The organism is Micromonospora echinofusca, from assembly GCF_017614955.1.
Taxonomy (GTDB): Bacteria; Actinomycetota; Actinomycetes; order Mycobacteriales; family Micromonosporaceae; genus Micromonospora; species Micromonospora echinofusca_A.
In genome coordinates this window covers 1-14,147 of sequence record NZ_WVUH01000189.1, presented here as the reverse complement: position 1 = coordinate 14,147, position 14,147 = coordinate 1, and the positions used below count along the sequence as shown (strand labels likewise).

Here is a 14,147-nt window from a genome sequence, read left to right as displayed (position 1 = left end):
CACGGGGCCGTACCCCCACCCCGACCTGATGAGGTGACCATGCGAAGCAGCAGACTGCGGGTCGCGCTCGGCGCGACGGCGTCCGTGCTCGTGGCGACATCGGTGCTCGCCACGATCGGCCCGGCCGACGCGCACACCGTCTCGCCCGTCAACTCCAGCGCCTCCACCGCGACCCGGAACACCCTCAACTGGCTGGCCCACCTGCCCAACCGCAGCAGCAACCGGGTGGCGTCCGGCTTCTTCGGCGGCTACAGCAACAGCGGGTTCTCGATGAACCAGACCGAGGAACTGCGCGCCGCCACCGGCCAGTACCCGGCGGTCTTCAGCTGCGACTACGGCTCCGGCTGGGCCACCGCCAGCGACATCACCTCGCTGATCGACTACTCCTGCAACTCGACCCTGAAGTCGTACGCGGCCAGCGGCGGGCTGATCACCATCAGCGTGCACCTGCCCAGCCCGGCCAACGCCAACGGTGGTGGCCTGAACACCCCGATGGGCAACTTCTCCGACCTGCTCGACGCCAACACCGCCGCCGGGGCCCGCTGGCGCGCCATGATGGACAAGATGGCCGCCGGCCTCCAGGACCTGGAGAACGCCGACGTGCCGGTGCTGTTCCGGCCGTTCCACGAGGTAAACGGCGACTGGTTCTGGTGGGGCAACCGCGACCCCAACACGTTCAAGCAGGTGTGGCAGCAGATGTACACCTACCTCACCAGCACCAAGGGCCTGGACAACGTGCTCTGGGTCTACTCCGCCGACTTCAGCCGGGGCAACCGGACCGCCTACTACCCCGGCAACTCCTACGTGGACGTCGTCGGCATGGACGCCTACGACGACGACCCGCAGGCCGCCGGTATCCAGTCCGCGTACGGCGAACTCGTCGGGCTCGGCAAGCCGTTCGCGTTCTCCGAGATCGGGCCGGACACCTCCGGATCGTTCGACTACGGCCGGTGGGCCACCGCGTTCAAGCAGCGCTACCCGCAGACCACCTACTTCCTGGCCTGGAACGACCAGTGGGGACCGGCCCGCAACCAGGGCGCCAGCACCCTGTTCAACGACTCGTGGACGGTCAACCGGGGCGAGATCGTCCTCGGCGACGTCACCGAGCCCGGCGGTGGCGGCACCACCCCGCCGCCCACCGGCGGCACCCTGCTGGCCGGCTTCGAGTCCGGCACCGACGGGTGGAGCGGGGTCAACGTCACCGGCGGCCCGTGGCGGGTCAACGAGTGGGCCGCCACCGGCAGCTGGTCGCTGAAGTCCGACGTCAACCTGGCCGGGGGCGCCAGCTACCTGGCCCGGATCGCGACCCGCAGCCTCTCCGGGTACACCACCCTGCGGGCCACCGCCCGGGTCGCCCCGTGGGGCAACCACGGCAGCGGTACCCAGGCCAAGCTGTACGTCAAGACCGGTGGGAGCTGGCAGTGGTACGACGGCGGCGCCGTGACGGTCAGCTCCGCCGGCGCCACGCTGACCCTGAACCTCGGTGCGGTGGCCAACCTCGGTGACGTCCGCGAGATCGGGGTGCAGTTCGTACCCGGCGGCGGCGCCAGCGGTGGATCCGCCGTCTACGTGGACAACGTGACGGTGCAATAGTTCCCGCGAACAGCCGGCCGGGAGCGTGTGTCATCACACGTTCCCGGCCGGTCCGTCGTGTGCCGGTGCCCCAGGTTTCTGTGTTAGCTTGCCGTCCGCACGGGTCATCGCCGTCGATGGCCCGGCCGCTGCTGCGTCAGGGGCGGAAGGAGGGCCCAGCGATCGCGTCTCCTCCGCGCGTCGTTCCCGACCGTACCGCCGGACCCGGCTGCCGGCCGGACGCCACCCCCGCCGTACCGCACCGGCCCGTCGCACGTCCACCCCGATGGCACCGTACGGCGGCCCTCGGCGGTGCCCTCCTGCTGCTGTTCCAGACCCTCTGGCTGATCCTCGTACCGACCGGGGGCGGCACCGTCAGCGACCTCAGCGGCGGCCTCGCCGCCGGCCTCGCCGCGCTCTGCTGCGCCGGGGTCGCCCGACGGCACCCGGTGGGGCTGCGCCGGTTCTGGCGGCTGATGGCGGTCAGCCTCGCGCTCTCCGCCGTCGGGCAGAGCAGCTGGACCCTGGTCGGGCTCGTCGGGGGTCCGGGCCGGCTACCCGTGCCCCTGCTCGTCGGGGCGCTCTCCCTCGGCGCCGTGCTGACCGGTACCGCCGCCCTGCTCACCTGCCACGGGGCACCACGTACCGCAGTGGGCCGGATCCGGACCGTGCTGGACGGGGCGATCGTCGGCCTGGCCCTGGTGCCGGTCGCCTGGATCGTCGTGCTGCGCGGCGTGACCGGACCGGGCCGGGAACAGCCGCTCCCGGCCATCGGGCTCCTCTACCCGATGCTGGACCTGATCCAGCTCACCGTGCTCGTCTCGATCGCCGGGGCGTACCGGCCGATGTGGCGTCCCCTCACCCTGATCGGGGCGAGCCTCGGGCTGGGCGTACTGGCCGACACCAGCCACCTCTGGCTGGTGGCCCGGGACGCCTACGTGCACGGCAACCCCACCGATCTCTACTGGACACTGAGCTACCTGCTGGTCGTCCTCGCCACCGGGTACCCGCCACCGGCACCGGTCACCGGCACAAACGATCCGTGCGCGCAGACCGTCGTACCCTGGTGGCGCCTCACCCTGCCGTACCTGCCGGTCGGGGCCGCGATCGTGGCGATCATGGTGGCCCGGCAGCCCGCCGGGTACGTCCCCACCCTCATCTCGGTGAGCGGCATGGCGCTGCTCGCCACGCTGGCGGTCCGACAGGGCCTCGCCGCGTACGAGAACAGCCGCCTCGCCGGTCGGCTCCGCGAACTGGCCTACGTCGACCAGCTCACCGGCCTGCCCAACCGGTTGATGTTCAACCTGATGCTCCAGCGGGCCATCCGCGACCGGCAGCGGGTCGCCGTGCTGCTGCTCGACCTCGACGGCTTCAAGCAGGTCAACGACCGGTTCGGCCACGCCTCCGGCGACGACCTGCTGAAGAGCATCGCCGCCCGGATGCTCACCGCCGTCGGGACCAGCGCGATGATCGCCCGGGTCGGCGGGGACGAGTTCGCGGTCATCGTCTGCGGGCACGAGGCCAACCCGCCCGAGCGGGTCGCCCAGCGGCTGCTGACCGCGCTGCGCCCGTCCGTCGACGAGGAGGTGGTGGGGGTACACCCGTCGGCCAGCATCGGCATCGCCGAGTACGGCCCGCAGCACGCCGGCCAGGCCGACCTGCTCCGCGACGCGGACATCGCCATGTACGCGGCCAAGGCGGCCGGGAAGTCGGCGTACCGGATCTGCACCCCGGCGCTGCGCGACGAGGCGGTGACCCGGGCCGAGCTGATCGCCGACCTGCGGCGGGCGATCGACGAGGGCGGGCAGTTGGAGCTGGCGTTCCAGCCGATCGTCGACCTGCCGACCGGCCGGGTACGCGGCGCCGAGGCGCTGGTGCGCTGGCACCATCCGGTGCGCGGACTACTCTCCCCGGCGGTGTTCCTGCCGCTGGCCGAGGAGACCGGGCTGGTCGTCGCGATGGACCGCTGGGTGATGCGGCAGGCGTGCCGGGCCGCCGCCGACTGGCAGGACATCGCACCGGGAGCCAGCGTGGCGGTGAACATCGCCCCGGCGCACCTGCGCCGCGCCGACCTCACCGCCACCGTCGCCGAGGCGGCCACCTCGGCCGGTCTCGCCCCGCACGCCCTCACCCTGGAACTGACCGAGACGGCCCTGATCGACGGTACCGACGTGGTGCTGGACCGGCTGCGCGAACTGCGTGACCTCGGGGTACGCATCGCCATCGACGACTTCGGTACCGGGTACTCCTCGCTCAGCTACCTGCACCGGATCCCGGCCACCGACCTGAAGATCGACCGGTCCTTCGTGGCCCGCCTCGACGACGCCGACCCCCGGGCGTACGCCACCGTCGAGATGATCAGCCGGCTCGCCACCGCGTTCGACCTGGTCGTCGTCGCCGAAGGGGTGGAGACCGACCGGCAGCATGCGGCGGTCACCGCCGTGGGCTGCCCGCGCGGACAGGGGTACCGGTACGGCCGGCCGGGCAGCCTGGCCGAGCTGCGCCGGGCGATGCAGGCCCACCCGTCGGTGTCGACGTAGTACCCGGCCGGGCGGGCAGCGGTCCGTCGGCCCCGCCGACCGGGGGCCGAAGGTCCCGGGACCGAAGGATCTTCGTCTCTGCTGACGGGAACGCTGCGCCGGCAACATTGTCGGTAACAACGAACCGTCAGGTTCGCCCGAACACATTGGAGTCGAGTCATGCAGCGTCGGACCCTGGATTTCCTGTTCAGCCTGGGCGGGCTGGCGCTGGCGGGACTCCTGCTGGTGGTCGGTCTGGTCCTGACCGCGAACGCCAACTTCGCCAACGACTACGTCCGTGACCAGCTCAGCGAGCAGCACATCTCGTTCACCCCGGCCGACAAGCTCTCCGCCGAGGAGAAGCAGTCGAAGTGCCTGGTCGAGTACGCCGGCAAGCCGCTCACCACCGGCAAGCAGGCCGAGTGCTACGCCAACGACTACATCGGCCTGCACCTCAAGTCGATCGCCGGTGGCAAGACGTACGCCGACCTCGGCGCACCGCAGAGCGAACTGAAGGCCAAGGTCGCCCAGGCCGAGCAGACCAACGACCCGGCCCTGGCCGACCTGCAGAAGGAACTCGCCGCGATCAACGGCCAGCGGGACACGGTCTTCAAGGGCGAGACGCTGCGCGGCCTGCTGCTCACCTCGTACGGCTTCAGCGAGTTCGGGGTGAAGGCCAGCCAGGGCGCCCTGGCCATGTACCTCGGTGCCGGCCTGCTCCTGCTGCTGTCGATCGCCGGGCTGCTGCACGCCTTCCGCACCCCGAAGAGCGAGACCTTCGGTGCCCCGGAGCCGGACCGCACCGCCTGACCTCCCCGGCCGACGGCCCCCTTCCCCGCTGGACGTGCGGGGGAGGGGGCCGTGGTCGTCGTACCGTGTGCCGGTGGACGACACGATCTGGGCCTCGGTCGGTGCGGCGCGCACCTGGCTGGACGCCGCGAACGGCACCGACCCGGCCGAGCTGACCTGCCGGATACTCAAGGTCACCGAGGAGGCGGGCGAGGCCGCCGCCGCCTGGATCGGGGTCCTCGGCCAGAATCCCCGCAAAGGGGTCACCCACCGTCGGGCGGACGTGGCCGCCGAACTGGCCGACGTGGCGTTCACCGCGCTGGTCGCGATCGCCAGCCTCGGGCTCGACCCCCGGGAACACCTCGATGCGGTGGCCGGCAAGGTCGCCGCCCGCCTGGGCCCGTCTGCCGAACCGGCTTGACCCTCACGTAACGGCAGGCGCCACCCTGGTCGGCGGAAGGGAGAGAACCATGGGCCATCCGGTCGGCACGGTCGCCCGGTTCGCCGGGGTGACGGTGCGTACCCTGCACCACTACGACGAGATCGGGCTGCTGTCGCCGAGCGGGCGGACCAGCGCCGGCTACCGGTCGTACGACGACGCCGACCTGGACCGCCTGCAACAGATCCTGTTCTACCGGGAGCTGGGGTTCTCACTTGAGGAGATCGCCACGATCCTCGACGACCCGGGGGCGAGTCCGCGTGACCACCTGCGCCGCCAGCACGAGTTGCTGACGGCCCGGATCAGGCGGCTCCGGGAGATGGTCGAGGCGATCGAACGAACGATGGAGGCGACGAAGATGGGGATCCGACTGACCCCGGAGGAGCGGTTCGAGGTCTTCGGTGACGTCGACCCGGACGACTACGCCGAGGAGGTCGAGCAGCGCTGGGGAGGAAGCGAGGAGTACCGGCAGTCCCAGGAGCGGACCGCCCGGTACAGCAAGGAGGACTGGCTGCGCCAGAAGGCCGAGAACGACGACTGGGGTGCCCGGCTGACCGCGCTGATGGACTCCGGGGCCGCCCCGGAGAGCCCGGAGGCGATGGCGCTGGCCGAGGAGCACCGCCAGCTCATCTGCCGCTGGTTCTACGACTGCTCGTACCAGGTGCACACCTGCCTGGCCGACATGTACCTCGCCGACTCGCGCTTCACCGCGTACTACGAGAACATCAAGCCGGGGATGACCGCGTACGTGAGCGCGGCGATCCACGCCAACGCGATCAGCCGGGCGTAGACCGGTGAGCCTGATACCGCTGGGGTAGGAAAATACCCCAGCGGTATCAGCCTCGTACCCGGTTGCCCACCCCGCCGGGACCGGGTCGGCGGCATTGCGGAGAGGTGGTCAGGCGGCGAGCGGACGCCCCTTGAAGACCTCCCGGCGGTGCCAGTCGACGTGTTCCGGTGCGGGCGCCGGGGTACCGGGACGGGGACGCAGGGCCCGCCCGTGCAGGTCGTACAGGGCCTGCCCGGCGGGAGTGCGTGCGGTGAACGTGGCGGACACACTGATCCGCAGATCGTCGCCGATCCCCAGGGCACCGAAGTCGAACAACTTGTGGTGCAGTACGCACAACGCCAGCCCGTTGTCGAGACTGTCCGGACCGTCGAAGGCGAACCACCGGACGTGCGCCGCCTCGACACCCACGGACGCACCGTCGAGTTGCCCGTCGTACCCGCAGAATGCGCACTGCCGGTCCCAGGCGGTCAGCACATCCATCCGCCAGGCCGCGTTCCGGCGACGCCGGTCGGTCGGCCCGGCCAACGTCCCGGCGGCCCGGAGAACCTCTTCGGCGTCCAACCCGGTCGCGGTCAGCACGTCCGGGGCGATCGTCGGTGGGAAGTGGGCGTCCACCAGTGCCCGGGCCGTCGACCACAGCAGGGCCGGATCCCGGTGCAGCGCCGTCTCGATGGTCAGGTCCAGCCGCCCCACGACGTCGTCCGCCGCCAGCGGGGCGATCTTGTCCATCGGTACGTCCCGGCTGAGTGTCCACACCCCGTCGCTGCGCAGCCGGGTGAACGGATAGGCGGCGCTCTGCGCCCGACCGGTCCGCGAACCCGGCCCGAATTCGGCGATCAGCTCACCCAGCCGCTCCCGCGCTGTGGACCACGGCAACTCGCTCGTGCCGTGGTTGGCGAGCCGACCGAGCGCCAGCAGCACCAGTAGCGGCTTGTGCGGTGCCCGCCGGCCGTGCTGCTGGTGCAGACGTAACGACAGGAGACGGTCCGACACCGCCCGGTCCCGGCTCACGCGGCCACCGTCCGGGCGACGGCCAGCAGGTCAGCCGGCAGCGGGTGGGCCAGCCGCCAACGGATCCGCATCGGCCGGTCACCGGTGTGCGAGAGGTACGTCATCGGTCCGGCATACAGGTACGGCGGAGCCCCGAGGATGCCGTCGGCGACCTTGGTCTCCCGGACGAAGAGGTGCACCGTCGATCCACGTGCGGCATGCTGCACGTACCGCTGGCCGGTGGCCGACCGGGTCGACGTGGTGCTCTGCGACTCCCACTGGAACACCTCGGCGCTGACCGCCCGGTCGGCGTACCGGGTGCTGGGGGAGTAGTGCCGGTCCGACTTGACCAGGGTCACGAAGAACAGGTCGGCCTGCTCGTCCGGCAGCCATTTCACCCCCTCCCGCAGTTGCCCCGGGTTGGGCATGCCGAATCCGGCACAGGCCTCGTTGCGGCTGTACCGGGCATGTACCCGCAGCGGTACCGAGGCCGACAGCGGCTCGCCGGTGACCCGGTGGATCCGGTCACGTAGCACCCCGGCGAGCTCCGCCAGCTCGGCGCACCGCGCCGGATCGGCCCGCAACCGGTCCATGAAGGCATCGCGCTCCGTCAACGGGGCTGCACCACCCCAGAGCGAGAAGTGCAGCATGTCCACCAGGCGGCTGTCCGGCACGTCCCCGCCAGCGGCGACCCGGGCCAGCAGGTCCAACCGGTCCGGGTCGTCGGTGTGCAGCATCCGGCCGAAGGCCCGGCTCAGCTCCCGGTCGTCCGGTCCGGGCGCCGACCGGTCGACGCCTGCCAGGCGCCGCAGGCCGGCCCAGCCACCGACGCTCGCCGACCGGTAGAGGTCCTCGACCTCCAGCCCGGTCTCGGCCAGGAAATCGGCCAGAGACACGTCCCCCAGCTGTCGCAGTTCCCCGACCAGACCGTTCCTCGACGACGGGACCGCCTTCCTCAGGTTGCCGAGGACGATCTCCTTCGCCACCCGGTCCAGCCCGATGTGACAGCCGCTGGGCAGGTACGGGAAGTCCGCCGCGACGGCCTCCCGGACGGCGCGGCGACTCACTCCGGTCAACGCCCGCCAGCGCAGATCGAACCGGAAGTTCGCGTGCTGTCCACCGATGAAGTCCAGCACGGTCAGGCAGGGCTTACCGTCGTCCAGACGCAGCCCCCGGCCGAGCTGCTGGAGGAACACCGTGGCGCTCTCGGTGGGCCGCAGCATCAACAGGGTGTCCACCATCGGCAGGTCGACACCCTCGTTGAACAGGTCGACCGTGAAGAGCACCCGCAGCTCGCCGTCCCGGAAGGCGCGGACCGACGCGGCGCGGGCGGCAGGGCCGGCAGCCGAGGTCACCGCAGCGGAGGGTACCCCGGCCCGGGTGAACCAGTCCGCCATGAACCGGGCGTGCGCGATGCTCACGCAGAAGCCCAGCGCCCGCATCCGGTCGACGTCGACCCTGTCCCGTACCGCTTGCAGGACCATCCTGGCCCGCGCGTGGTTGCCGGTGTAGAGCCGGTCCAGTTCCCCGGGTACGTACCCCTGCCCCCGCTGCCAGCGCACCCCGGACAGGTCCACGTCGTCGTGCAGCCCGAAATACTGGAACGGGGCCAGCAGTTGCCGCTCCAACGCCTCCCAGAGCGGCAACTCCACCGCAACCCGTCCGTCGAAGTACCGTCGGACGTCCCCGCCGTCCGCCCGGTCCGGGGTGGCGGTCAGGCCGAGCAGCACGCGCGGTTGCAGCCGGTCCAGCAGCTTCGCGTACGTCGGCGCCTCGGCATGGTGGAACTCGTCGACGATCACCATGTCGAAGGCGGTCGGATCGAGTTCCATCCGGTGCAGGGACTGGACCGAGGCGAAGACGTGCGTCCAGGTTGCCGGTCGCTCGCCGCCGACCAGGATCTCGCCGAAGCTGCCGTCCCGCAGGACGTGCCGGAACACCGACCGGCTCTGCCGGAGGATCTGCTCCTGGTGGGCGACGAAGAGCAGCGACCGGACCGTACCGGCCTGCCGCAGGCGTCGGTAGTCCAGCGCCGCCACCACGGTCTTGCCGGTGCCGGTCGCCATCACCACCAGATTCCGGTACCGGCCGTGCACCAGCCGTTCCGCGTCCAGCTCGGCCAGAATCTCCTGCTGGTAGCCGTACGGGTGGACGTCCAGCCCGGTGATCTCGATCCGCTCGTCACCAGCGGACCGCTCCCCGCCCAGCGCCCGACCCAGCCGCTCCCGGTCCCGGTCAGGGTCGTACGCCTCGAAGACCGAATCGGCCCAGTAGCCGTCGAACGTCGCGGCGAAGGTGTCGATGAGGTACGGCTGTTCCAGGTTGGACACCCGGATGTTCCACTCCACCCCGTCGACCAGGGCCGCCTTCGACAGGTTCGACGAGCCCACGTACGCCGTGCTGGCCCCGCTGTGCCGACGGAACAGCCACGCCTTGGCGTGCAGCCGGGTGGTCCGGGTCTCGTAGGAGATCCTCACCTCGGCGCCCAGTTCGGCGAGCCGGTCGACGGCCCGCTGGTCGGTCGCCCCCAGGTAGGTCGTGGTGATGACGCGGAGTCGGCCGCCCCGCCCGATCAGCTCCCGGATCGGGGCTTCCACCAGTCGCAACCCGTGCCACTTGACGAACGCGCAGAGCAGATCCACCTCGTCGGCCGACGCCATCTCGGCGGCCACCTCGTGCCCGATGCGCGGCTGGTTGCGGCCGTTGACCAGCAACGCGCCGGTGGCGAGCGGCACGCTGGGGCGTACCGGAAAGGTGGCGACGGCGGGCAGAGTCGGCGCGGCCGCGATCGCGGTGAGCAGTTGGCGGGTGTCCGCGATCCGATCGGCGGCGTCCACCGCACGCGGATCGATCCCGGCGATTGCGTCTGCCATCCGATTGGCCAGCGCCACCTGTCGGGCGGTGCGTTCGTCTCCGGAGCCGGCAACCGCCCGGAGCGCCCGTCTGGCCAGGTCGGCGATGTGCCGGGCCAGCGGCTCGTGGGCGTCGGCCGGTTCCAGGTCGACCCGGTCGATCAGCTCGGGGTCGACGTGCCGGAGCCGTTCGGCGAGTCCCTGCGTGATCAGATGTTCGTAGCTGCCCCGGGGGAGGTCGGTCACCGGGCAAGGTTAGTGGGCTCTGTCGGTCTGCGCCGTTCCTGCCCGATCGGCCTGCGGCGGGAAGAGTAGTACCCGGACATCGGGCAGCGGAGCGAAGGCACACTCGATCACCGGCCGTACGTCCGACCACTCCAAGCCCCCGAGACCGCAGCCGAGAGCCGGCACAGCGATCGATCCGATCCGATGGCCGATCACGGTGTCCACTAGGCTGTCGACACCGCGCCGGATGTCGTCGAGCCGGGCCTGGTTGCGCCAGTGGCCCTTGGTCGGAAAGTTGATCACGTACCGGCCCCGACCAGGCTTCCCCGAATCGAAGATGAGCATCTCACCGAGTCTGACCTGTCCGGCCGCGCAAGCGTCGCGGTACGCCCGGTAGTTCGCCGGGTGGGTCCGCTTGAACTGGAGGGCGAGTCCTCGGCCCATGACACCCACCGTGTTCACCGGGTTCACGAGAGCCTCGGCATCGGCGGACAGCAGGTCGCGATGTGTCGTGACGATCACCTGCCACCTCCTCGTGTGGGTCGTTCTACCAGCCCGGTCCGACACGAATCGGCCAGCCGTGTGGCAGACCGCTTGCCCGCGTGGCCTGCAGGTGGGCGATGCTGTCGGATCGCTGACAGCCACCGGCCCGGCGGATGATCATTTCGGGCCTGAGGCGTCGGCTGGCTGTGTTGGGCTCGGTACCTGCCAGCGTTCAGCACATCGCACATGCAGGGCAAACGCCGGGGTGCATCCAGAACATCACCTGAAGCGCCGCAGACCTTGCCGGAAGGCCAGCCCTGCGGTGGAGCTGTTCGACAGTTGAGTGACGGAGCCGTGGGGTCCCGTTCACCGGACTACGGCCGGTAGGGTGCCCGGGAACCGTCAGTGGGGAGATGGGGCGACGGTGCGTACCGAACTGGAACTGCCACCGGCGGTCGAGGCCGAGCGCGTGGTCACCGCCGTGCTCGCCGACCTGCGCTCCGGCGCCCACCGGGGGGTCGTGGTCGACTCACCGCCCGGGGCCGGCAAGTCGACCCTGGTGGTGCGGGCCGCCACCGAGCTGGCCGCCGCCGGCGAGCCGCTGATTGTCATCGCCCAGACCAACGAGCAGGTCGACGACCTCATCGACCGGCTCGCCCAGAAGGCACCCGACCTGCGCATCGGTCGGCTCTCCGCCACCGAGTACCAGCCGACCGAGCGGATCACCCGGCATCCGACGGTCCGGATCGGTGCGAAGGTCGCCCAACTCGACCAGCCGGCCGTCATCATCGGTACGGCCGCCAAGTGGGCCACGGTGACCGAGGGATCGTGGCCCTGGGCGATCGTGGACGAGGCGTACCAGATGCGCTCGGACGCCCTGCTGCGCGTGGCCGGCAGGTTCGAACGGGCCCTGTTCGTCGGCGACCCGGGGCAACTCGACCCGTTCTCCACCGTCGAGACCGCGCGGTGGACCGGGTTGACCTGGGATCCGATGCAGTCGGCGGTGGCGGTGCTGCTGCGGCACAACCCGGCGTTGCCGGTGCACCGGCTGCCGGTCTCCTGGCGGTTGCCCGCCTCGGCGGCGCCGGTGGTGGCGGCGGCGTTCTACCCGTTCACCCCGTTCCGGGCCGGTACCGGACCGGACGAGCGGGTGCTGACGTTGACCGGGTCGGGTCCGGGGGACCAGCTCGACGCGACCGTCGAGCGGGCCGCGTCCACCGGCTGGGCGCTGCACGAGCTGCCGGCCCGGCACACTCCGCGTACCGACACCGAGGCGGTGTCGGCGTGCGCCGCGCTGGCCCGGCGCATCCTGGAGCGCAACGCGGTGGCGTTCTCGGCCGGCGTCACGTCCCCGGTCGACGGGGCCCGGATCGCCGTCGGCGCCGCGCACCGCGACCAGGTCGCCGCCATCCGCGCGCAGCTCGGCGAGGCGGCGGCGGACGTCACCGTGGACACCGCCAACCGGCTCCAGGGCCGGGAGTACGACGTGACGATCGTGCTGCACCCGCTCTCCGGCCGGCGGGACGCGACCGCGTTCCACCTGGAGACGGGGCGGTTGTGCGTGCTGACCAGCCGGCACCGGCACGCCTGCATCGTGGTGGCGCGGGCCGGGATCGCCGAACTGCTGGACGCCCACCCGTCGACCGAGCCGGTGCACCTCGACGTTCCGATCAAGTTCCCCGACGGCTGGGAAGCGAACCAGTCGATCCTGACGCACCTGGGTCGCTGAACCCCGGCCGGCCGAGTGGGTGCTGCACACCTCGGGGCACCCCACGACGACGGACTCTCCGTGCGGGTGCTCCCGGAGGGGCACCGGTATCTTCCGGCAGTGTCGTGAAGACGGCGGCGGATTCCGGCGGGAGGGGTGGACGCGATGCGGATGGTGTTCCGGTTGGCGCCGGAGGAGGCGTACGCCCCGGCGCGGGACAGGTTGATCCGACGCTTCGACACCTGGGCACGGCGGCAGCGCCGACCGGTCGACCCGTTCGTGGTGATGGCGCTGCTCGACCATCGTTGGTCCGACGGTGACGGGCTGCTCGGACGTTGGCAGCCAGGCGACTTCGAGGTGACACTGCTCGACTGGTTCCCCCGCAAGGTGACCCTGGCGGCAGCGGAAACCGGCACCGTCCTGCCGACCGTGCACGCGTTCGTCGACTTCCTCTTCGATCAGGACCTGGCCGACCGGCACTGTGCCGACCAGGCAGAACTGCATGCCGCGCTGGACAAGATGACCGACGAGTTCGACGCGGTGATGACCGACGAGCGCCGGTACGGCCCGGCGAAGTTCTGGACCATGCGGATGCTCGGTGCGGGTGTCGACCCGGACGACCCTGCGGCAACCCAGCGTTACGTCGACGAGGTCAATGCTGGCCGGGTCCCGGTCGACCCGACGCTGCTCGCCCAGGTGATGGCCAACCACCTGGAGGGCAGCCCGGATCAGCCCCCACCGCTGCCATTCGTGGCCGCACCGGCGGACGACGTGGCGCGTACCTGGGCGGAGCAGTCCGTCGCCGTAGGCCGGCTGCGCGGTCTGGTGGCCTGGGTCGGTGCCGGACGTACCCTCACCGCCACCGGCCGGCTCCGGCTCGCCGACGCCCGTGAACTGGTGGAGCTACTCGAGACCGGGGATGTCCTCGACCCGGTGATCGGTGACCGGGTATGGAAGACCCGGAGCAGCGACGACCTGTACGGGGTGTCGGTCCACGTCGCGTGGGCACGCGCCGCCCGGGTGGTACGGGTGGTCAAGGGGCGGCTACTGCCGGTCAAGAGCGCCGCGAAGGTGGTTGCCGATCCGCTCGCCCTGGCGCGCCGGGCCCTCGCCGCCTGCTTCGACCGCGATTTCGGTACGACGGTCTGTGTCGGCGGCTGGGCCGAGTCGATACTGCGCTGGCAGGTCGACGAGGCAGTCTCCACGCTTGCGTTGACGCTGTTCACCAGCACCGGCCCGGTGCCGGTAGCCGCCCTGCGTGACCTGGTGTACGCCACGGTGCTGGACGTGCCCGCCCCGGACGAGGAGCAGGAGCGGTACTGGCGGATGGGTGCCGACCGGGACACGGACCTGCTGATCGACCTGCTGGGGGAGCTCGGCGTGCTGACCGTGGACGGGCAGCACGTGGAGTTGACCCCGCTCGGTGCCACCCTGATCGCCGGCCAGCTCCGCAGCTTCGGCCTACGCGTGCCGGGCATCGAGGAATTCGTCGACGAGACTGCCGAGGTGGTGGTGTCGACGGCAGCGGACACCGACCCGGCGAGTGCCGCAGCACTGCTGGACGCCTGGTACGCGCACGATCCGGAACGCTCCCGTGCCGAGCTGCGTGCCCTCGCGGAGCGTACGGACGATGCAGCGCACCGCCGGCTCGCGAAGGCGTACGCCCGGCGCTGACGTTCTGCCCCGTTTGCCGGCTGGTGGTTGGATGGCGGCGTCGTACGGGACAGGACCGGTTGCCGGGTACGGGCGCCGGCGGGGGAGGGGCAGTGCTCATGACGGG

10 protein-coding genes are annotated in these 14,147 nt (G+C 71.2%); 7 read left to right on the top strand and 3 right to left on the bottom strand.

All coding sequences use genetic code 11. The annotated features are described in order from the left end of the window. Positions 1-39: 39 nt before the first annotated feature. The 5 genes from GSF22_RS20490 to GSF22_RS20470 all read left to right on the top strand — a co-directional run bounded on the left by GSF22_RS20490 (position 40) and on the right by GSF22_RS20470 (position 6,109). Entirely contained in the window at positions 40-1,593 is a 1,554-nt protein-coding gene (locus tag GSF22_RS20490; protein WP_208815342.1) for a glycosyl hydrolase, read from the top strand. A 116-nt stretch (positions 1,594-1,709) separates the two neighbouring features. Beyond that, on the top strand, positions 1,710-4,112 hold the full coding sequence (locus tag GSF22_RS20485; RefSeq protein ID WP_208815341.1) for a putative bifunctional diguanylate cyclase/phosphodiesterase: 2,403 nt from the start codon (positions 1,710-1,712) through the stop codon (positions 4,110-4,112). A 159-nt stretch (positions 4,113-4,271) separates the two neighbouring features. After that, the gene (locus GSF22_RS20480; protein WP_208815340.1) at positions 4,272-4,901 is read left to right on the top strand and encodes a hypothetical protein; all 630 of its coding nucleotides are present in this window, start codon (positions 4,272-4,274) and stop codon (positions 4,899-4,901) included. Positions 4,902-4,974: 73 nt separating this feature from the next. Next, entirely contained in the window at positions 4,975-5,301 is a 327-nt protein-coding gene (locus GSF22_RS20475; RefSeq protein ID WP_208815339.1) for a hypothetical protein, read from the top strand. A gap of 49 nt (positions 5,302-5,350) precedes the next feature. Then, positions 5,351-6,109 (top strand): MerR family transcriptional regulator, encoded by a 759-nt coding sequence (locus tag GSF22_RS20470; RefSeq protein WP_208815338.1) that lies wholly within the window; start codon positions 5,351-5,353, stop codon positions 6,107-6,109. Positions 6,110-6,217: 108 nt separating this feature from the next. On the opposite strand, the gene GSF22_RS35765 is transcribed toward GSF22_RS20470, so the two are convergent. Genes GSF22_RS35765 through GSF22_RS20455 form a run of 3 tightly spaced genes read right to left on the bottom strand, consistent with a single transcriptional unit; the run spans position 6,218 to position 10,698 of the window. After that, positions 6,218-7,120, bottom strand: a complete 903-nt coding sequence (locus GSF22_RS35765) for a phosphorothioated DNA-binding restriction endonuclease (RefSeq protein WP_368856906.1) — start codon at positions 7,118-7,120, stop codon at positions 6,218-6,220. After that, the gene (locus GSF22_RS20460) at positions 7,117-10,197 is read right to left on the bottom strand and encodes a DUF3427 domain-containing protein (RefSeq protein WP_208815336.1); all 3,081 of its coding nucleotides are present in this window, start codon (positions 10,195-10,197) and stop codon (positions 7,117-7,119) included. The genes GSF22_RS35765 and GSF22_RS20460 overlap by 4 nt, the downstream gene beginning before the upstream one ends. A 9-nt stretch (positions 10,198-10,206) precedes the next feature. Further along, positions 10,207-10,698 carry a macro domain-containing protein gene (locus GSF22_RS20455; RefSeq protein WP_208815335.1) on the bottom strand — a complete coding sequence of 164 codons (492 nt, stop codon included), beginning with the start codon at positions 10,696-10,698 and terminating at the stop codon, positions 10,207-10,209. Positions 10,699-11,083: 385 nt separating this feature from the next. Here GSF22_RS20455 and GSF22_RS20450 point away from each other — a divergent pair, with 385 nt between their 5' ends. Further along, on the top strand, positions 11,084-12,388 hold the full coding sequence (locus GSF22_RS20450) for an AAA domain-containing protein (RefSeq protein ID WP_208815334.1): 1,305 nt from the start codon (positions 11,084-11,086) through the stop codon (positions 12,386-12,388). A gap of 144 nt (positions 12,389-12,532) precedes the next feature. Beyond that, the gene (locus GSF22_RS20445; RefSeq protein WP_208815333.1) at positions 12,533-14,041 is read left to right on the top strand and encodes a hypothetical protein; all 1,509 of its coding nucleotides are present in this window, start codon (positions 12,533-12,535) and stop codon (positions 14,039-14,041) included. The last annotated feature ends 106 nt before the right edge of the window (positions 14,042-14,147 follow it).